At 67.0% G+C, this 18,995-nt stretch carries 18 protein-coding genes; 9 read left to right on the top strand and 9 right to left on the bottom strand.

Annotation, left to right across the window (positions count from 1 at the left end; genetic code table 11):
* Positions 1-38 precede the first annotated feature (38 nt).
* The 4 genes from OHB26_RS08690 to OHB26_RS08705 form a co-directional block, all read right to left on the bottom strand.
* Positions 39-551 carry an ImmA/IrrE family metallo-endopeptidase gene (locus OHB26_RS08690; protein ID WP_330183685.1) on the bottom strand — a complete coding sequence of 171 codons (513 nt, stop codon included), beginning with the start codon at positions 549-551 and terminating at the stop codon, positions 39-41.
* A 4-nt stretch (positions 552-555) separates the two neighbouring features.
* Positions 556-1,827 carry a hypothetical protein gene (locus OHB26_RS08695; protein ID WP_330183686.1) on the bottom strand — a complete coding sequence of 424 codons (1,272 nt, stop codon included), beginning with the start codon at positions 1,825-1,827 and terminating at the stop codon, positions 556-558.
* Between the two features lie 578 nt (positions 1,828-2,405).
* On the bottom strand, positions 2,406-3,317 hold the full coding sequence (locus OHB26_RS08700) for an SDR family oxidoreductase (RefSeq protein ID WP_330183687.1): 912 nt from the start codon (positions 3,315-3,317) through the stop codon (positions 2,406-2,408).
* A gap of 123 nt (positions 3,318-3,440) precedes the next feature.
* A complete protein-coding gene (locus OHB26_RS08705; RefSeq protein WP_330185544.1) occupies positions 3,441-4,229 on the bottom strand; it encodes an SDR family oxidoreductase in 789 nt (262 codons plus the stop codon).
* A gap of 56 nt (positions 4,230-4,285) precedes the next feature.
* On the opposite strand from OHB26_RS08705, the gene OHB26_RS08710 reads away from it, so the two are divergent.
* The 4 genes from OHB26_RS08710 (at position 4,286) to OHB26_RS08725 (ending at position 7,849) form a co-directional block, all read left to right on the top strand.
* The gene (locus tag OHB26_RS08710) at positions 4,286-5,050 is read left to right on the top strand and encodes an enoyl-CoA hydratase family protein (RefSeq protein ID WP_067569267.1); all 765 of its coding nucleotides are present in this window, start codon (positions 4,286-4,288) and stop codon (positions 5,048-5,050) included.
* 6 nt (positions 5,051-5,056) lie between these two features.
* A complete protein-coding gene (locus OHB26_RS08715) occupies positions 5,057-5,935 on the top strand; it encodes a CoA transferase subunit A (protein ID WP_330183688.1) in 879 nt (292 codons plus the stop codon).
* On the top strand, positions 5,935-6,693 hold the full coding sequence (locus tag OHB26_RS08720; RefSeq protein ID WP_330183689.1) for a CoA-transferase subunit beta: 759 nt from the start codon (positions 5,935-5,937) through the stop codon (positions 6,691-6,693). The genes OHB26_RS08715 and OHB26_RS08720 overlap by 1 nt, the downstream gene beginning before the upstream one ends.
* 70 nt (positions 6,694-6,763) lie before the next feature.
* Complete coding sequence (locus OHB26_RS08725) at positions 6,764-7,849, top strand: NAD(P)H-dependent flavin oxidoreductase (RefSeq protein ID WP_330183690.1); 1,086 nt, start codon at positions 6,764-6,766, stop codon at positions 7,847-7,849.
* Between the two features lie 173 nt (positions 7,850-8,022).
* On the opposite strand, the gene OHB26_RS08730 is transcribed toward OHB26_RS08725, so the two are convergent.
* Positions 8,023-8,616: a hypothetical protein gene (locus tag OHB26_RS08730; RefSeq protein WP_330183691.1), complete on the bottom strand. Its 594-nt coding sequence runs from the start codon at positions 8,614-8,616 to the stop codon at positions 8,023-8,025.
* Positions 8,617-8,673: 57 nt separating this feature from the next.
* Between OHB26_RS08730 and OHB26_RS08735 the strand changes: the two genes are divergently transcribed.
* The 5 genes from OHB26_RS08735 to OHB26_RS08755 all read left to right on the top strand — a co-directional run bounded on the left by OHB26_RS08735 (position 8,674) and on the right by OHB26_RS08755 (position 13,709).
* Complete coding sequence (locus OHB26_RS08735; RefSeq protein WP_330183692.1) at positions 8,674-9,138, top strand: MarR family winged helix-turn-helix transcriptional regulator; 465 nt, start codon at positions 8,674-8,676, stop codon at positions 9,136-9,138.
* A gap of 67 nt (positions 9,139-9,205) precedes the next feature.
* Entirely contained in the window at positions 9,206-10,063 is an 858-nt protein-coding gene (locus OHB26_RS08740) for a metallophosphoesterase family protein (RefSeq protein WP_330183693.1), read from the top strand.
* A gap of 122 nt (positions 10,064-10,185) precedes the next feature.
* The gene (locus tag OHB26_RS08745; protein ID WP_330183694.1) at positions 10,186-11,175 is read left to right on the top strand and encodes a cation diffusion facilitator family transporter; all 990 of its coding nucleotides are present in this window, start codon (positions 10,186-10,188) and stop codon (positions 11,173-11,175) included.
* 64 nt (positions 11,176-11,239) lie between these two features.
* Positions 11,240-12,226, top strand: coding sequence for a cytochrome c oxidase assembly protein (locus tag OHB26_RS08750; protein ID WP_330185545.1), 987 nt, complete (start codon positions 11,240-11,242; stop codon positions 12,224-12,226).
* A gap of 55 nt (positions 12,227-12,281) precedes the next feature.
* On the top strand, positions 12,282-13,709 hold the full coding sequence (locus OHB26_RS08755; RefSeq protein WP_442942881.1) for an FtsW/RodA/SpoVE family cell cycle protein: 1,428 nt from the start codon (positions 12,282-12,284) through the stop codon (positions 13,707-13,709).
* 4 nt (positions 13,710-13,713) lie between these two features.
* Here OHB26_RS08755 and OHB26_RS08760 read toward each other — a convergent pair whose 3' ends face one another.
* The 4 genes from OHB26_RS08760 to OHB26_RS08775 form a co-directional block, all read right to left on the bottom strand.
* On the bottom strand, positions 13,714-15,096 hold the full coding sequence (locus OHB26_RS08760) for a uracil-xanthine permease family protein (RefSeq protein WP_330183695.1): 1,383 nt from the start codon (positions 15,094-15,096) through the stop codon (positions 13,714-13,716).
* A 229-nt stretch (positions 15,097-15,325) separates the two neighbouring features.
* Positions 15,326-15,766, bottom strand: a complete 441-nt coding sequence (locus OHB26_RS08765) for a YbaB/EbfC family nucleoid-associated protein (RefSeq protein WP_330183696.1) — start codon at positions 15,764-15,766, stop codon at positions 15,326-15,328.
* Positions 15,767-15,837: 71 nt separating this feature from the next.
* On the bottom strand, positions 15,838-17,664 hold the full coding sequence (locus OHB26_RS08770; RefSeq protein WP_330183697.1) for a multicopper oxidase family protein: 1,827 nt from the start codon (positions 17,662-17,664) through the stop codon (positions 15,838-15,840).
* Positions 17,665-17,793: 129 nt separating this feature from the next.
* Positions 17,794-18,945, bottom strand: coding sequence for an acetyl-CoA C-acetyltransferase (locus OHB26_RS08775; protein WP_330185547.1), 1,152 nt, complete (start codon positions 18,943-18,945; stop codon positions 17,794-17,796).
* Between the last annotated feature and the right edge of the window lie 50 nt (positions 18,946-18,995).

Genomic DNA, 18,995 nt, shown 5'->3' on the forward strand with positions numbered 1-18,995 from the left:
CGTGGTTACACAAGCTGCCGCCTGCGGGCCTGACTCGGTCATCCGAGTGCCTCATCGAATCGAAGGACCGAGACGCCTGCGCCTCGGCTGTTGAATACGCGCAGGCGGGTCATGAGCATGCTGGCGAAGGTCTCGGCCTCCCATTCGCACTGCTCGTCCTCGCCGAGCTCCACGATCTTCTGATGGGAGCGCTGACTGAGCATGTAGGCGATGAGATCGTCACTGGCCTCCAGCACCACCTCGGTCGCCGCCTCACCCGGATGGTCGAAGACGATATGCCCCAACTCATGTGCCAGGGTGTGTTCGCGGCTGGGCAGTGCCTCGGCCAGCACGATCACATCCTTGTCCGGATAACTGCGGCGCTGACCGCAGACCCCGGGACCCAGTTGGGCACTGGCGATCTCGATCATCCGGCGGCGCTCGGCGGAGATGGCGAGCACCACCTCGTCGAGATTGGTGGCGTCGAAATCGGCGGCCACCGCGCACACCGCGTCCACCGCCGCCGCCACCCGGCGGTAGGACCCGATGCTATGCGCCCGGCTCTCGGTCATGCCCTCACACCCTCGGTCCGAAGAACGCGGCCCGCGCGGCGTCGACCCGCGCCTGTGCCGCCGAAGCGCTTTGGAAACTCACCGCACCCGAACCGGTGCCCACCAGGGCGAGCGCGATCAAGCCGCCGATCACCGACAGCAGCTTCACCGGCGGCAATGGCGCGTTCGCCGAGGTCGGCTTCACATCCGGATTCGGTTGCGCCAGTACGGGTGCCGGAGCCGGTGGAGGTGGTGGTACAGGTGCGGGCGCGGCCGCCGGGGCGGGGGGCGCGGGCAGGACCACCGCCGGGATCGCGGGAATCGCGGGGACCGCCGGATTCGGCGGAGACGGAATCTCCAGTGGCACCGGCGGAGTCGCCGGGGCGGGCGGACTCGGCGGCGGAATCAACAGCAGCAGCAGAGGTGAGGCGCAGATGCCGGCGGAGCCGACCGCCGCCGAGCCCAAGGCCGCGGAACCCACTGCGGCAGAACCGACATCGGTCGAACCCGTCGCGGCGGAGCCGACACCACCCGAACCGATCGCGGCCGAACCCACCGCCGCGGAGCCGACACCCGAACCACCGCCGAGTGCGGAACCCACTGCCGCGGAGCCGATTCCGGCGGAACCGACAGCCGCGGAACCGGTGCAGAGCGCACCGAGACCGGCGGAGCCGACGGCCGCGGAGCCCACCGCCGCCGAACCGACCGCGGCCGAACCGGTGCCGAGCAGGGTGGCCAGCAGACCCGCACCGGCGCCCACACCCGCGGAGCCCACCGCGGCGGAGCCGAGACCGAGTGCCGAGCCGGTACCCGCACCGGCGGAACCCACTGCGGCGGAACCTGTTCCGAGCGCGGCCGAACCTGTCGCGCCGAGGCCGAGGGCCGCTGAACCGGTACCCGCGCCCGCGGAGCCGACCGCGGCGGAGCCCGTCGCGCCCAGTCCCAGCAGTGCTGAACCGGTACCCGCGCCCGCGGAGCCGACGGCAGCCGAACCGGTGCCACCCACCGCGGAGCCGGTGCCCGCTCCGGCGGAGCCGACCGCCGCGGAGCCCACCGCGGCGGATCCGGTGCCGAGTCCGAGAATCATGGCGAGCAGATCCTGTGGTCCGGCAACGGGATTCACCGGTACGGCCACGGACTGGGGATTGGGGACACCGACGGTGGGGTTCGCACCCGCACCCGGTGCGGGATCCAGGTCGATTCCCGGTTGCGCTCCTGCGGGCACCGGCCCGAGCAGCGCTGACCCGGCGACAGCTGCGAGAACTGCCACCGAGCGCAATGCACGACCAATGATCATGCGAGAGCCATCCCCTCATCAATACTGCGCAGTCGGCTTGCTCCAGTACTGCGGAGCGGTACACGTACGCCCGGCCGCCCCGATTGCCGGACCTTTGCGGAACGCGGTCATCGTAACGGCCACCACCTCACCCCGCACAACTCCCGAGCCCGTTAGGGGGCCTTCCAAACCGTACGCCTGACTTCGCCCCGGCGTCCCGAATATCAACAAGCGCCCCAGCACAATTGGCCGATCAGAGGGTTACCGGCCCCCTGGGCCGACCCTGCCTGCACCCACCGGACCCCTACTTCCCCATGGCAGACAAGGACATTCCAGACCAACCAGACAGCTACCCCTCCGATACCTCCGACCAGCCATAACATCACCGACGCTCAATGTGTCCCAAAACACATAGACCGCCCCGGCAGGTGTGCCGGGGCGGTCTATGTGCGGTGCCTGTTCGTTTCAAAGGCGACAACTGATCTCGCGCCGCCAGGGGTAACTCATCGGGGACGGGCGAACTCGCCCGATGCCACACCGCCGGTGGCCAACGCGACCGGTGCCCCGCCTGAGCCGGGCTGAAAGTCGCGGGGAGGCGGTCAGGCTCCGTAGACGGGCTCCGGCGTGGTGGCCTTCGACAGCAGTTCACGCACCGCGGGACCGAGCTCGACCGGCTCCCAACGGGCGCCGCGGTCGATGGAGACACCGTGCCGCCAGCCGTCGGCGACCGTCACCTTGCCGGCCTCGACCTCGAACATGCGACCGGTGACGCCGGCGGAATCGGTGCTGCCCAGCCAAACCACCAGCGGGGAAACGTTTTCCGGGGCCATGGCGTCGAAGCCGCCGTCCTCGGGGGCCGCCATGGTCTCGGCGAAGACGGTCTCGGTCATACGGGTGCGCGCGGCCGGGGCAATGGCGTTCACGGTGATGCCGTAGCGCGCGAACTCCGCGGCGGCGGTAATGGTCAGGCCCGCGATACCGGCCTTGGCGGCCGAGTAGTTGCCCTGACCGACCGAGCCGAGCAGACCCGCGCCGGAGCTGGTGTTGATCACGCGCGCCTCGGGCTGACGACCGGCCTTGGACTCATTGCGCCAGTACTCGGCCGCATGGCGCATCGGGGCGAAGTGACCCTTGAGGTGCACCTTGATGACCGCGTCCCATTCGTCCTCGCCGAGGTTGACCAGCATGCGGTCGCGGACGATACCGGCATTGTTGACCAGTACGTCGAGGCCGCCGAAGGTCTCGATGGCGGTGGCGACGAGGCGACGCGCACCCTCCCAGTCCGAGACGTCGTCGCCGTTCACGATGGCTTCGCCACCGGCGGCGCGGATCTCCTCGACCACCTTCGCGGCACCGGAGTCCGGCTTGGGGGTGCCGTCGAGCTCGGCGCCCAGGTCGTTCACCACGACCTTCGCTCCGGCGGCGGCGAACGCCAGCGCGTGCGCGCGGCCGATGCCCTGGCCCGCACCGGTCACGATGACCACGCGGCCGTCGCAGATTTTCTCGGTCATATCGAATTACCTCGCTGATGAGTGGAAAGGATGTTGTTGGGGTTGCACCCCCAACACCCCCGGAGGGACGGGAGGGGCTGCCGCTGCGGTGGATCGGCGTGGTGCCACCCCGCAGCCAGCTCGCTAGTGGCCTGTCACCGCGGGGACATCAGCGGTGGAGGCTTGCAGGAAGGCGGGCTTCTCGCCGCCGCCGTGTACCAGCAGCGCGCTGCCGGTGACGTACGCGGCCAGCGGGGAGGCCAGGAAGGCGGCGGTGCGGCCGATGTCCTCGGGGGTTGCCATGCGCTGCATGGGAACCGTGCCGCTGACCGCGGCGATACCGTCCTCGTCGCCGTAGTGCAGATGCGAGGATTCGGTATTGACGAGGCCGCAGATGACCGAGTTCATCCGGACCTTCGGGGCCCACTCCACCGCGAGCGAGGCGACCAGGCTGTCCACACCGGCCTTGGCCGCGCCGTAGGCGGCGGTGCCCGGCGAGGGGCGATGCCCGGAGACGCTGGAGATCATGACGATCGAGCCGCCGTCGTCCTGCTTCTGCATGACGTCATTGGCGACCTGCGAGACCAGCAGCGGTGCAAGCAGATTCAGCTGAATGATCTTGGAGTGGAAGTTCGGGCTGGCATCGGCCGCGAGCGCGAACGGCGCACCGCCCGCGTTATTGACGACGGTGTCGAGCCGCCCGTACTTGGCGACGATGGCGTCGATCATCTCGCGCACCGAATCCGGGTCCCGCACATCGCACGGAAGAAAGTCGATACCGCGCCCATTGCTCTCGACCGGGGTGTCGGCGGGGCGGCGCGCACATGCCACGACGGTCGCGCCGGCGTCCAGGAATACCCGGCTGATACCGGCCCCGACTCCGCGCACGCCGCCGGTGACCAAGACGACCGAGCCGGAGAGGTTCACTTCGATTGCCACCGTGCTAACCTACCAAGCACTTGCTTGTTTTGCCAACGATGGGACTTGCGATGGGGATCATCCGTCACACCGAAACCGAAGGCGTGGAAGTCGTCACTGTCGACTACCCGCCGGTCAACGCCCTGCCCTCTGACGGCTGGTTCGCTCTTGCCGATGCCGTCCGCGAAGCGGGCCGCAACCCCGAGACCAAGGTCGTGGTGCTGCGCGCCGAAGGCCGCGGCTTCAACGCGGGCGTCGATATCAAGGAGATGAACGCGGACACCGGGCATACCGCGCTCATCCGCGCGAATCACGGTTGCTTCGCCGCCTTCGCCGCCATCTACGACTGTGAGGTACCGGTCGTCACCGCGGTCAACGGCTTCTGCCTCGGCGGCGGCATCGGCCTGGTCGGCAACTCCGATGTCATCATCGCCTCCGACGACGCGACCTTCGGCCTCCCCGAGGTCGACCGCGGCGCGCTCGGTGCGGCCACCCATCTCTCCCGTCTGGTCCCCCAGCACCTGATGCGGACCATGTTCTACACCGCGGGCACCCTCACCGCGCAGCAGCTGCACCACTACGGGTCGGTCTTCAAGGTCGTGCCGCGCGCCGAACTCGACGCCGCCGCAATGGAAGTCGCCAAGAACATCGCCAATAAGGACGGCCGCGTCATTCGCGCCGCCAAGAAGGCGCTCAACGGCATCGACGTGCAGGACGTGCACAAGTCCTACCGGTTCGAGCAGGGCTTCACCATGGAGCTCAACCTCGCCGGTGTCGCCGATGAGATCCGCGCCCGGTTCGACGATGACCTGGCCGCGCAGAAGAAGGGGAAGTAAAAAGCCATGCGCGACAAGAGGATGACGCTCGACGAGGTCGTCGGCGAGCTCCGCAGCGGTATGACCATCGGCATCGGTGGCTGGGGTTCCCGGCGCAAGCCGCTGGCCTTCGTCCGCGCGATTCTGCGTTCGGACATCAAGGATTTGACGGTCGTCACCTACGGCGGACCGGATCTCGGCCTGCTCTGCTCGGCGGGCAAGGTGCGAAAGGCGTACTACGGCTTCGTATCCCTGGACTCCGCGCCGTTCTACGATCCGTGGTTCGCCAAGGCGCGCACCGGTGGCGAGATCACCGTGCGCGAGATGGACGAGGGCATGGTGAAGTGCGGCCTCCAGGCCGCCGCCGCGCGCCTGCCGTTCCTGCCGATTCGCGCCGGATTGGGTTCCGCCGTAGTCGATTTCTGGGAGGGCGAGCTGAAGACGGTGCAATCGCCGTACAGCGATGCCGACGGCCGCCGCGAAACCCTCATCGCCATGCCCGCTTTGAACCTGGACGCTTCGTTCGTCCACCTGGATCTCGGCGATAAGCACGGCAATGCCGCGTACACCGGCGTCGACCCGTACTTCGACGACCTGTACTCCCTGGCCGCCGAGCGCCGCTACCTGTCGGTGGACCGCCTGGTAGAGACCGACGAACTGGTGAAAGCCGTTCCGCAGCAGTCGATCATCCTCAACCGCATGATGGTCGACGGTGTGGTCGAGGCCCCCGGTGGCGCGCACTTCACCTTCTCCGGCAGCTACGGCCGCGATGAGAAGTTCCAGCGCCACTATGTCGAGGCCGCCAAGACGCCCGAATCGTGGGCGGAGTTCAAGGCGACCTACCTGGATGTGTCCGAGGACGAATACCAGGCCGCCGTCCGTGCTTTCGCCGAGGAGCAGAAGTAATGACTGACACCGCAACCATCACTCGGGCCGAGATCTGCGTTGTCGCCGCGGCCGAAATCTTCCGTGGCGCGGGCGAAATCATGGCCAGCCCGATGTCCACGGTAACCACCATCGGCGCGCGGCTGGCGCGGCTCACCTTCGAGCCGGATCTGCTGCTGTCCGACGGTGAGGCGCTGTTCTTCGCCGAGGTTCCGCCGATCGGCGGCAAGGCCCCGATCGAGGGCTGGATTCCGTTCTCGAAGGTTTTCGACGTGGTCGCCTCCGGCCGTCGCCATGTGGTCATGGGCGCCAACCAGATCGACCGCTTCGGCAATCAGAACCTCTCGGCCTTCGGCCCGCTGCAGCAGCCCACCCGCCAGATGTTCGGTGTGCGCGGCGCGCCCGGTAACACCATCAACCACGCCACCAGCTACTTCGTGCCCAAGCACAATAAGCGCGTCTTCGTGGAGACCGTCGATATCGTCTCCGGAATCGGTTACGACAAGATCGATCCCGAGAACCCGGCCTACCGCTTCCACCACCTGCACCGCGTGGTGTCGAACCTGGGCGTCTTCGACTTCAACGGTCCGGACCACACCCTGCGCGCGCTGTCGCTGCACCCGGGCGTGACCGCCGACGAGGTCGCCGAGAACACCTCGTTCGAGATCGCGGGCCTGGCCGAGGCGGGCGAGACCCGGCTGCCCACCGAGGAAGAGCTGCGGATCATTCGAACCGTGCTGGACCCCAAGGGCTTCCGTGAGAAGGAAGTGACGGCATGAACGGTCAGTCCCGGAGGCGGCAGCGAAGTGTAACCACGCAGGGCCCCGTTCTCGCTGGAAAGGAATCAGCATGACCGCTCGGCTGAAGACACCGCTGACCGAGCTGGTCGGCATCGAGCATCCGATCGTGCAGACCGGAATGGGCTGGGTCGCCGGGCCCGGTCTGGTCGCGGCCACCGCCAATGCGGGCGGCCTCGGCATTCTGGCCTCGGCCACCATGAACCTCGACGAACTCGAGGTGGCCATCGCCAAGACGAAGGCCAAGACGGACAAGCCCTTCGGCGTGAACATCCGCGCCGACCTGTCCGATGCCGCCGATCGTTGCGAGCTGATGATCCGCGAGGGTGTGAAGGTCGCCTCCTTCGCACTGGCTCCAAAGAAGGAGCTCATCGCCCGCCTCAAGGACAACGGCGTGGTCGTCATGCCGTCCATCGGCGCGGCCAAGCACGCGGTGAAGGTGGCGTCCTGGGGCGCGGACGCGGTAATCGTGCAGGGCGGCGAGGGTGGTGGCCACACCGGTTCCGTCGCCACCACCCTGCTGCTCCCGTCCGTCCTGGACGCCGTCGATATCCCGGTGGTCGCCGGTGGCGGCTTCTTCGACGGCCGCGGCCTGGCGGCCGCACTGTCCTACGGTGCGGCCGGTGTCGCCATGGGCACTCGTTTCCTGCTCACCCAGGACAGCAGCGTGCCGGAGTCGGTGAAGCAGGAGTACCTCAAGCGTGGACTCCAGGACACCGTCGTCTCCACCAAGGTCGACGGTATGCCGCACCGCGTGCTCAACACCGAACTCGTTGACAAGCTGGAACATTCGGGCAACACCCGGAGCCTGATCGTGGCCCTCACCAATGCCGCCAAGTTCAAGTCCATGACCGGGATGAAGTGGACGACCATGGCGAAGGAGGGCCTGAACACCCGCAAGCACAAGGACCTCACCTGGTCCCAGGTCGTCATGGGTGCCAATACCGCCATGCTCCTCAAAGCTGGCCTGGTGGACGGCAACACCCACGCGGGCGTGCTCGCCTCCGGTCAGGTCGCGGGCATCATCGAGGACCTCCCCACCGTCCAGGACCTGATCGACCGCATCATCGCCGACGCGATCACCCGCATCGACGCACTCGGCAGCTACCGCGTCACCGACGCCGAAGCCACCGCGTAACCGATCCCCCACCAGCCCTGCGGTTTCCACCGCGGGGCCCTCGATCTGCGCGGCCGACACAACCGGCCGCGCACCTCACGGACCCGATCGACCTCGGGTCCGTAGCGCGGTGTCCTGCACCGCGCGCACAGGCCGTCCCCGGAACCTCTCGCCCGGGGACGGCCTTGTTGCTGCTACCGAGCGCTTCTCGGTTGCGCCTCGACCGATCGGAACACTCGATCGAGTCGGAGTTCGGTATCGCAGGTGCTCAGCATCGCAGCGCCGCCCGCGACCACCAGAACTCCGTACGAACACATTTCGCCGAAACCCACCGATGTCCACATCGCCGCGGCGAAGGTGAGCAATAGCCCCGTCGCGAGTCCCGCGGCGGGCCTTGCCGCGAGACCGAGTAGCAGGCAGATACCGAGAACGCCTTCGGCGACGGTTGCCACGCCGCCCAGTACCGGCGCCGCCCAGTCGAGCGGATCCGGGATGAGTGTGCGGGTGTAGTCGACGAATGCCGAATAGCGACCCCACGACACCCCCGGCGCGCCCGGAGCCCCGAGCCACCCGAAACGGTCGGCGACGGATCCGGCGAACATGGCGCCCACCAGTACTCGGACGGCTGTATTGACGATCGCGTACCGACCGGCGGTCACCGTCAGCAGCGTGATGCCGACCAATATGGCGGCGGTGATCGCCGCGACCGCGCCGTGTGCGAAAACCAGCCAACTCAGCTCGATTCCCAACGCGGACAACGAAAGCCACAGGCCGATTCGTGCTGTCACAGCTGCCTCGCTCAAACTAGTAAAGTGGTTGACCAATCCTACGAAGGAGCACCGGAAATGGTCAAGAGCTTGACCAACTTGCGACAGGACCGTCCACTACCGCTCGGGAATCTGCTCAACGCCGCAGCGAGAACACTTGCGGCGGAACTGGATGCGGGCCTGGCCGCCGCCGGGTTCAGTGATCTTCGCGCCGCGCACGCCCCGATATTCCAGGCGATCGATCCCGGGGGCACCCGCCTGGCCGACCTCGCCGCCCGTATCGGCGTGACCAAGCAGGCAATGAGTGAACCCATTCGACACCTGGAAACACAGGCCTACATCGAGGTGATGCCGGATCCCGTCGACAAGCGCGCACGGCTGGTTCGGCTCACCCCGAAGGGTGAATCCGTGGTGACGGCCGGAATGGAGGTCGTGAACCGCTTCGACGCCCAGTTGGACTCGGCCATCGGCGCGGCGGAGGTGGCCCGGATGCGACAGGTCCTGACGAAGATCATCAACGGCGCGGGCAGAACCCCACACTGACCTTCCGAGGGAAGCCACACCGGGAATTCGCTGGGCCGGACGGGCGCGCCGGTGCCACCATATGGCGATGGGGACCGTCCTGATTGTCGGTGATTTACATGGGAACACCAGTCATGCGCTGGCGGTGGTGCAGGTCGCGGCGCGCGCGGGGTGCGCGAAAGTATTCGCGGTGGGGGATTTCGGGGCCTGGGAGCATATGCCGTCGGGGCGGCGGTACTTCGATGTGGTGAACAAAGCGGCCAAGCGGGCCGGGGTGACCCTGTATTTCCTGGACGGGAATCACGACAAGTCCTCGCTGCTGGTCGAGAAGTACGGAGAGCAGCTGGACGAAGAGGGGTTTCTCATCTGCCGGAAGCAGCTGCGGTATGCGCCGCGTGGGCATCGATGGGAGTGGGAGGGGACCACTTTCGCGGCCTTCGGCGGTGCGCGATCCACGGATAAGGGGTGGCGGCTGGCCCGGGAGTCGCGCCGGGAGGAGCAGGCGGCCAAGCGACGGGCCTACGGGTCGAGTCGGCGGCCGCTCACCGCCGGGACGCTCTGGTTCCCGAAAGAGGAGATGACCGACGACGAGCTGGAAAAGCTTCTCGCACAGCATGATTCGCCGGTGGATGTACTGCTCACGCACGATAAGCCGCGCGCGACTCAGCCCAAGTTCAATCGCAAGAACAAGCCGGAGTGCTTCCCGAACCAGGACCGGATTCAGCGGGTGGTTGAGCAGTTGCGGCCCGCCGTGCACTTCCACGGGCATCTGCACTTCCGCTACTCCGAAACCATCGCCGCGGGTCCGGGGCATTGGACCCGGGTCGAGGGCCTGGCCGCCGATCCGGAGGCATCCCGCCACCCGGCGTACGCTCCCGACCATTCCTGGACCGTGCTGCGACTCCCCCACGCCGACTCATCCCTGGTCGAGCCCGCCGCCGGTTGAGGGCGCTTCGAACGGGCACTCCTCGCGGAGGGCATCCGGGATGCGGTTGACACATCCTCAACCTTGCATACATAGCGATGCATGCATATGATCGCCTGCGGCATGGATGAAGGGAGATCGACGTGGGCGCAGGACACGGGCACGGCCATGAGGACGGACATTCACATGGTCACGGGCATACGCACGGAGCCACCGCGGACAGCGATAAGCGCTGGTTGGCGGGCGCGCTCGCGCTGATCGTCCTCTACATGGCGGGCGAGGTCGTGGTCGGCATCGTCTCCGGATCGCTGGCACTGCTATCCGACGCCGCGCATATGCTCACCGACGCGGCATCGATCGTGCTCGCGCTGTGGGCCATTCGACTGGCCGCGCGACCCGCCGCCGGGCGCATGACCTTCGGCTGGAAGCGCGTGGAGATCCTCTCCGCCATGGCCAATGGCGCGACCCTGCTGGTGCTCGCGGCCTGGCTGACCTTCGAGGCGATCCGCCGGCTCTTCGATCCGCCGGAGGTCACCGGTGGACTGGTGCTGACCACCGCGCTGATCGGCGTGGTCGTGAATCTCATTGCGACACTGATGATCAGCCGCGCCAATCGCTCCAGCCTGAATGTGGAGGGCGCGTTCCAGCACATTCTCAATGACCTGTACGGCTTCATCGCCACCGCCATCGCGGGCGCCGTCATCATGACCACCGGATTCGTCCAGGCCGATGTCATCGCCACCCTGATCGTGGTCGCGCTCATGGTGCAGGCCGGTGTCAGCCTGGTCCGGGCATCGAGCCGCATCTTCCTCGAAGCCGCGCCGGAGAACCTGGACCCCACCGCGATCGGCGCGGCCATGGCGGGCCGCGACCATGTGGTCGAAGTCCACGACCTGCACATCTGGGAGATCACCTCCGGCTCCCCCGCCCTCTCGGCGCACGTCCTGGTCGAACCCGGCCACGACTGCCACGCAGTCCGCGAGGATCTGGCCCACTTCCTGGCCCACGACCACCACATCGACCATGCCACCCTCCAGGTCGACCACGCGCAACCTGGAATCCTGGCGCTCGGCCGCGACAAGGAATCGCACTGCGAACAAGCGCACGGCCCTGCCCATTCGGCCCTGCGCTGAGCGCCATTCAGGCACTGCCAGGGAGTGAGGTTCGGGCAGGCGGATACTGGCCTGCGTGAACTGGATCGAAACGCCGCTGACGATAAGTTCTCTGGTGACTTCGTGGCGCTGGGATACCTCGACAGTGGTCATCACCGTTCTCATCGGAGCCGGTTACGCACTGGCGTGGGCGACGGCGAAACGGAGAGGCGCGAACCTTCCGGGCAGTGGCCGGGCCATCTGTTTCGGAGTGGTCGGTCTGGCGCTGTGGCTCTATACCGGGGTCGGCGCGCTCGGGGTGTACTCCGACACCCTGTTCTGGGTTCGGGCGCTACAGACCCTGCTGCTGCTCTATCTGGTGTCGTTCGGATTGGCGGCGGGGACGCCGTTGACCGTGCTGCGCGAGGCGCTCGGGGATACCGGGCGGGCGCGGATGGATCGAATTCTGCACAGCCGCATCGTGACCGGGCTTACCTTCCCGCTGGTCCCGTCGGCCGCCATCCTGCTGACGCCCTGGCTGCTGTACTTCTCCCCCTGGTACGAGTCGGTGCTGCGGAACGGCGTCATCGATGCCGTGACCCGAATCGCTCTGGTGTGCATCGGTTTTCTGTACTTCTATTCGCGCCTGCAGGCCGATCCGCTGCCGCACCGGTACTCCCAGGCGGTTTCGCTGCTCATCACCGTGATCGAATCGCTGGCGGACGGCATTCTCGGCATTGTGGTGTGGCTGGGGCCGATTCTCGCGGCGGGCTACTACGCGGAGGTGGGCCGGACCTGGGGTCCGAGTCAGCGCATGGATCAGACGGCGGGGGCGGGCATCCTCTGGCTGCTGGGCGATGTCCTCGGAATTCCGTTCGCGCTCATGCTCATGCGCGCCTGGTCCGATGACGAGAAGCGCAAAGCCGCGGAGGTCGATGCCGAGCTCGATGCCGCCGCGGCGCGCGCCGAACCCGCGGCGAACCGGAAAGATTCGACGGAATCGGCTGCGGAGTCAGCCCAGCAAGCCCCGCAATCCACCGGGCTGTGGTGGGAGAACGATCCGCAGTTGAGTCAGCGGTTCCGCCGCCGCTGATCTTCTCCGCTCGGAATTCCTACTCGCTGCGCGCACCGGTGCGCCCGCGTTACTGTTGGGCGTGAACAGGTTTCGGCACAGTTCGCATACGGTCGGGTCGCCCGGTCGTACCTTCCGGGGCGCGGAGTTGGTGCTCTGCGCCGGCGCGGTCGCCATCACCGCATTCGCCGCCCTGATCCTGTCGGCCTCCGCCGGAACCGGCGCGACCACACTGAGCACCCTCGGCATCTTCGCGGTGCTCACGCTGGTGGCGCATCTGGCGGTGCGGCGCTGGGCCCCGAGCGCGGATCCGGTGCTGCTGCCGTGCGTGGTGCTGTTGAACGGGCTGGGGCTGGTGCTCATCGACCGGCTCGATCATGAGAATCCGCTGGCCGGAATTGGCGCGCAGGCCAGCGATGCCGCGCACCAATTGATCTGGACCGGAATCGGAATCGGACTGTTCGCCCTGTTGCTGGCGCTGGTGCGCGATCACACCGCGCCCGCCGAATACGGGTACACCTGCGGGCTCGCGGGCCTGGGCGCACTCCTGCTCCCGGCATTGTTGCCCGCACAGTACAGCGAGGTCAACGGCGGTAAGAGCTGGATTCTGCTGCACGGCTTCTCGATTCAGCCCGGTGAGTTCGCCAAGGTGCTGCTGCTGATCTTCGTGGCCTCGTTCCTGGTGGCGAATCGGGAACTCTTCACCACGGCCGGACATCGCCTGCTGGGCATGACCTTTCCGCGCCTGCGCGATCTGGCACCGCTGCTGCTGGTGACCGCCATGTCGCTGCTGGTGCTCATGTACGAGAAGAATCTGGGCTTCTCGCTACTGGTGTTCGGGACCGTGCTGGCCATGCTCTATATCGCCACCGATCGGGTGTCCTGGCTGATCATCGGCTTCGCCATGTTCGCGATCGGGGCCACCCTCGCGTATTCGGTGTTCCCGCACGTGCGGGTCCGGGTGGAGGTGTGGCAGGACCCGTTCGCCACGTATTACACGACCGGATACCAGATTTCGCAGGCGCTGTTCGGCATGGCCACCGGCGGGCTGCTGGGGACCGGAATCGGGGCGGGACGGCCCCAGGAAGTGCCGTTCGCCAAGACCGACTTCATCATCTCGACCATCGGCGAGGAGTTGGGGCTGGCCGGATTGACCGCGGTGCTCGCGCTTTTCCTGATCCTCACCGTGCGCGGATTCGTGGCCGCGCTCGCCACCCGCGACGCCTTCGGAAAGCTGCTCGGCGGCGGTCTGGCGTTCTCGATCGGCTGGCAGCTGTTCGTCGTGGTGGGCGGGGTGACCAAACTGATTCCGCTGACCGGTCTCACCACGCCGTTCATGTCCTACGGCGGATCGTCGCTGCTGGCCAACTATGTGATCGTGGCGCTGTTGATTCGGATCTCGCACGATGCGCGGACGGCTCCACCACCGCCCGCACGACCGGCGGCACCGCTGGCCGAGGCGCGGACACAACATGTTTCGCGCCGGTGGCTCGGCAAGGGGTAGTGAACTACTTGCCGGTGGGGTCGTCGTAGGACGAGGTGCCCTCGTCCAGCAGCGGCTCCTCGATCTTGTAATGCGCGGGCGCGAGCAGGCGCAGGACGTGATAGCCGGTGATCACCACCAGGGTGCCCAGGGCGATACCGCTGAGTGTGAAGGTGTCGGTGAATTTCATGCTCACATTGCCGATGCCGATAATGAGACCGGCGGCGGCGGGCACCAGATTGAGCGGATTGCGAAGGTCCACTCGGGCATTGGTCCAGATCTGCGCACCCAGCAGGCCGATCATGCCGTACAGGATGACCGTGATACCGCCGAGCACACCGCCCGGAATGGCCGCGACCACCGCACCGAATTTCGGGCAGAGGCCGAAGAGCAGCGCGAAACCGGCTGCGGCCCAATAGGCCGCGGTCGAGTAGACGCGGGTGGCGGCCATGACGCCGATATTCTCCGAATAGGTGGTGTTGGGCGGACCGCCGACCGCGGTCGAGAGCATGGAGGCCGCACCGTCGGCGGCGATGGCGGTGCCCAGTTCGCTGTCGAGGTTGTCGCCGGTCATCTCACCGACGGCCTTCACGTGTCCGGCGTTCTCCGCGACCAGGGCGATCACCACGGGCAGGGCGACCAGTACGGCCGACCATTCGAAGGAGGGCGCGTGCAGCTGCGGTAGGCCGATCCAATCGGCGTGTGCGACACCGGAGAGATCCAGTCGCCAGTGGTCGGTGACCGCACCGCTGCCGTCCGCCGAATGGATCTTGCCGAAGACCCGATCCAGCAGCCAGGACAGGGCGTAGCCGAAGATCAGACCGAGGAAAATGGCTATGCGCGACCAGAATCCGCGCAGCGCCACCACCGCGAGCCCGGTGAACAGCATGACCAGCAGCGCGGTCCACTGATCCTGCGGCCAATACGTGGACGCGGTCACCGGCGCGAGATTGAATCCGATGAGCATGACCACCGCACCGGTCACCACCGGCGGCATGGCCGCGTGAATGATCCGCGCCCCGAACCGCCGCACCGCCAAGCCGATGAGGAACAGCACCGCACCGACCGCGAGGCAGGCCCCGGTGACCGTCGCGCTACTGCCGCCCTGCGCCCGAATGACCGCCGCCACGCCGACGAACGAGAGCGAACACCCGAGATAACTGGGCACCCGCCCCTTCGTGGCCAACAGGAAGATGGCGGTGGCGATACCGGACATCATGATGGCCAGATTCGGATCCAGCCCCATCAGCACCGGTGCGACGAAACTGGCCCCGAACATGGCCACCACATGCTGCGCACCCAATCCGAGCGTGCGCGGCCAGGACAGCCGCTCATCCGGCCGCACCACCGCCCCGGGCGCGGGCGTGCGCCCATCCCCGTGTACCCGCCAGCGGACACCCAAATCCATGAACAGCCCGCTTTCTACCGAGGCCGGAAACCAATTCGGGCAAATAGTAATCCGAGCAAATCCCCAGCTCCGCACTCCACACGCCCGGCCCGACCCAACCCACACCGCCTGACCCGTCCCAGCACACACCCGCCCGACTCACACCACGCCGCAACCGGCCGGACTCGTATCACGCCGCAACCGGCCGGACTCGCACCGCTCCGCCAGCCCGCTACGGCGATCGGGAGTGCTACGCCAGTCCATACCGCCGTCGCACGGCCACCGGAAGCGCATAGGGATTCTCCTCCGCGGCGACACTGGTTCCGTACGACGCGGCGGTCGGCGTGCTCGCTGGGAACCTGGCTGACACTTCCCACGCGGCAGCGGAGTCCGACGGCTCGGTCTCCAGCAGACGGCGTAACCCCCGCACGACCGTGTCGTCCTCCAGCGACTCGCGGCGCAGGGCAACCGCCGAAGCTGTCGCACGCTCGAGAGCCTCGGCGTGGGCACTCGAAATCGCCTGGGCCAGTGCACTATCCGCGAGATGGAGCCGGGTGATCCGACCGTCCGCCGCTACCTCCACACGCACGCCTTCCCCCGAGGCGGTCCCGCGCACCCGCGCGACCGCGTCCTGCACACGCCGCGCCTTACGCGCGACCTCCTCGAACCGCCACTCCCCCGACCTGGACATATACCAACCGTAGGACGCGAAGGCGCGGTGCGCACCGCACCGGTCGACTTCGCACCCCGACACGCGGACGCTCAGGGCATGACGCGGATCTGCTGCATCATGTCGTGATCGGCATGGTCGAGGTTGTGGCAGTGCCAGACATAGCCGTGGATCTCGGGAGCACTCGAAAGTTGGTCCATGTCATGGGTTCCCGTGGGCGGAATCGCCTCGGCACCGGGCGGGATGGTCAGGGGAGTGTCCGGATCGAAGCCGAGGTCATCGACCGAGGGCCAGTGGACCAGGACCCGGGTGACGGTGTCGGTGGGGCATTCGACGGTGTCCTTCCAGCCGACTTCCCAAGGGGGCGGGCCCTGTTGGGGGCCGATGGCATACGGATCGGCGGTGGGCGCCCAGCGGATGCCGAATTTCGGGGGCAGGTTCGCCCACCAGTAGGCGGCGGTGAGGATGGGTTGACGGCCGATGACACGCAGGCGGGCCAGGTGCAGGTGGATGGGGTGGTCGAAAGGGGTCGTATTCACGATGTCCCACTGTTCGACGGCGCCCGCCCGCGCCATATCCACATCGCTGCTCAGGAATGCCAAATTGTTGAGCGACATCATGGTTGGGAAGACCGCGGCCGAGCGCGAGTCGTCGTTCAGGCCGATGAGGGTCATGGTCCGCACAGATTCGGGCGGCCCGAGCGGGGGCAGCGGATCGGGTAGGCCCGGGCCACCGCGCAGGCGGGGCGGGATTTCGGCGGGCGGGCCGTCACCGGCGACCGTGAAGCGCATGATGGGGCGCAGTTCCGGAACCATGAAAACCGTATTGCCCAGGTCATTTCGGGCGGTATTGATGAGGTCGATGGTGGTGCCGTCGGCGAATGAGCTGAAGTCGACCAGCAGGTCGACGCGTTCGCCCGGGCTGACTCGAATCGAGGGGGTGATTGCGGGCGCGTCGAGCAGTCCGAGGTCGGTTCCGATTGCCCAGCAGGGCATTCCATTGGAGAACTCGAAAATGTAAGGGCGCGAATTGGATCCGTTGAGCACCCGGAACCGGTACAGCGTCCGCCGCACCTGGAGCCGCGGCCATGCCATGGCATTCACGCACGCCACATCTCCGACCTGTCCGGATTGGTTGTAACCCTGCGGAATATAGGTACCGACCATGGGTTGCAGACTGCCGTCGGCATTGAATGTCCGGTCCTGCACGATGAGCGGTATCTCGAACTCCCCGCTCGGCAATCCGATCGGGTTGCCGTCACGGCCGGTGTCGAATTCATCGCGCAGGTAATACATTCCGGCCAGCCCAGCCTGAATGTTCAACCGTGTGATGCCCATCGCATGGTCGTGATACCAGAGTGTCGCGGCCTCTTGCCGATTCGTATAGGCGAAGCTCGGTCCACCACCGTTGCGCCACCCGATGAGCGGATGACCGTCGTCATCGGGTGCGTTGGCCCCGCCGTGCAGATGCACGGTGAATCGCGGATCGGTCCGATCCAGTTCGGTCACCCCGTGCATGGTCAGATCCACATGGGGTGCGAGCACATGCGTACCCAGTTGGTTGCGAAAGGCGATGCGCGCCACGCGATCCCGATGTGCCTCCAGATTAGGCCCGAGTACGTCCTGCCCGAATCCCCAACTGCGCGTCTCCGGTAGATCCCGGTGGTACCGGTGGATCCCGGAGACGGCAGCCAATTCTCCTGTAGCTACACGCGTTTCGGGTATCGGCAGCTCATCCACGTACGGCCGCAGGGCAGGTGAGTGATAGTTCAGCGGCGTGATCGGCGGTGGCGGCAGCGGCGGAATCGGAATGGGCGGTGGCGGCAGCGGCGCGGGATCGGCGTGCGCGACCCCCGCTATGCCGAGCCCCACCCCGAGAGCTCCCAGTAGGAACCCCCGTCTCGGCAGATGCTCGCCCATATCTCGTCGATTCGCCCATCCGGCCAAATCGCCGGTTTTGTCCCTTTCTTCGACTATCTCACTTCTCCGGAGACGCCGAAGGCCGCACACCGAAAAACGGTGCGCGGCCTCGCGAACAAGCGGTCGAACTCAGCCCAGGCGCTCGATAATGGTGACGTTGGCGGTGCCGCCACCCTCACAGATGGTGAGCATGCCGTAGCGGCCGTTCACCCGCTCCAGCTCATTGAGCAGCGAGGCGAACAGCTTGGCTCCGGTCGCGCCGAGCGGGTGGCCCAGCGCGATGGCGCCACCGTTGACATTGACCTTGTCCGGGTTCGCGCCGGTCTCCTTCAACCAGGCCAGCACGACCGAGGCGAACGCCTCGTTGATCTCGATGACATCCATATCGTCGATGGTCAGCCCGGTCTTCTCGAGCGCCCACTTGGTCGCCGGAATCGGCGCGGTGAGCATGTAGATCGGGTCCGCGCCGCGAGCGCTCACGTGATGGATGCGGGCGCGCGGGGTGAGCCCGTACTCCTGCACCGCCCAATCCGAGGCCAGCAGCGTGGCCGAGGAGCCATCGGAGATCTGGCTGGCTAGCGCGGCGGTGATGCGGCTGCCCTCGGCGAGCGGCTGCAGTCCGGCCATCTTCTCCAGGCTGGTCTCACGCGGACCCTGATCGATCCAGAAGTCGCCGACCGGAACGATCTCCCGATCGAACTTGCCCTCGGCGATCGCCTTGCGCGCGCGATCGTGGCTGCGCAGCGCCCACTCCTCCATATCGCGGCGGGAAACGTCCCACTTCTCGGCGATCATATTGGCCGAATTGAACTGCGACACTTCACCGGTGCCGTAGCGGTGATCCCAGCCCTGCGCACCGACGAACGGGGCGTCGAACCCGTACTGCTGACCCGCGAGCATGGCGGCCGAGATCGGGATGGCGCTCATGTTCTGCAGTCCACCGGCCACGATGACCTCGGAGGTGCCGGACATGATGGCCTGCGCGCCGAAGGTGATGGCCTGCTGCGAGGAACCGCACTGCCGGTCCACGGTCACACCGGGCACCGACTCCGGGTAGCCGGCCGCCAGCCATGCGGTGCGGGCGATATTTCCGGACTGCGGGCCGATGGTGTCGCAGCAACCGAACACCACATCGTCGACGACCACCGGGTCGATCTTGTTGCGGCCCATCAGCCCCTGCAGCGCGGCCGCACCCAGATCGGCCGGGTGCACGGCGGCGAGCGCACCGCCGCGCTTACCGACCGGGGTGCGCACGGCGTCGATCACATACGCCTCCCGCATCGGGGAGTACTGGCGGCGGGACGGTGCTGACATGATCTGCTCCTACTGCT

This window comes from Nocardia sp. NBC_01503 (assembly GCF_036327755.1).
GTDB lineage: Bacteria > Actinomycetota > Actinomycetes > Mycobacteriales > Mycobacteriaceae > Nocardia.

Excerpts from the sequence above, each read along its gene's own strand:
- OHB26_RS08700 (WP_330183687.1), bottom strand. The coding sequence starts at position 3,317 with ATGACCGAGAAAATCTGCGACGGCCGCGTGGTCATCGTGACCGGTGCG.
- OHB26_RS08710 (WP_067569267.1), top strand. The coding sequence starts at position 4,286 with ATGGGGATCATCCGTCACACCGAAACCGAAGGCGTGGAAGTCGTCACT.
- OHB26_RS08740 (WP_330183693.1), top strand. The coding sequence starts at position 9,206 with ATGGGGACCGTCCTGATTGTCGGTGATTTACATGGGAACACCAGTCAT.
- OHB26_RS08695 (WP_330183686.1), bottom strand. The coding sequence starts at position 1,827 with ATGATCATTGGTCGTGCATTGCGCTCGGTGGCAGTTCTCGCAGCTGTC.
- OHB26_RS08770 (WP_330183697.1), bottom strand. The coding sequence starts at position 17,664 with ATGGGCGAGCATCTGCCGAGACGGGGGTTCCTACTGGGAGCTCTCGGG.
- OHB26_RS08765 (WP_330183696.1), bottom strand. The coding sequence starts at position 15,766 with ATGTCCAGGTCGGGGGAGTGGCGGTTCGAGGAGGTCGCGCGTAAGGCG.
- OHB26_RS08760 (WP_330183695.1), bottom strand. The coding sequence starts at position 15,096 with ATGGATTTGGGTGTCCGCTGGCGGGTACACGGGGATGGGCGCACGCCC.
- OHB26_RS08720 (WP_330183689.1), top strand. The coding sequence starts at position 5,935 with ATGACTGACACCGCAACCATCACTCGGGCCGAGATCTGCGTTGTCGCC.
- OHB26_RS08715 (WP_330183688.1), top strand. The coding sequence starts at position 5,057 with ATGCGCGACAAGAGGATGACGCTCGACGAGGTCGTCGGCGAGCTCCGC.
- OHB26_RS08690 (WP_330183685.1), bottom strand. The coding sequence starts at position 551 with ATGACCGAGAGCCGGGCGCATAGCATCGGGTCCTACCGCCGGGTGGCG.
- OHB26_RS08725 (WP_330183690.1), top strand. The coding sequence starts at position 6,764 with ATGACCGCTCGGCTGAAGACACCGCTGACCGAGCTGGTCGGCATCGAG.
- OHB26_RS08775 (WP_330185547.1), bottom strand. The coding sequence starts at position 18,945 with ATGCGGGAGGCGTATGTGATCGACGCCGTGCGCACCCCGGTCGGTAAG.
- OHB26_RS08735 (WP_330183692.1), top strand. The coding sequence starts at position 8,674 with ATGGTCAAGAGCTTGACCAACTTGCGACAGGACCGTCCACTACCGCTC.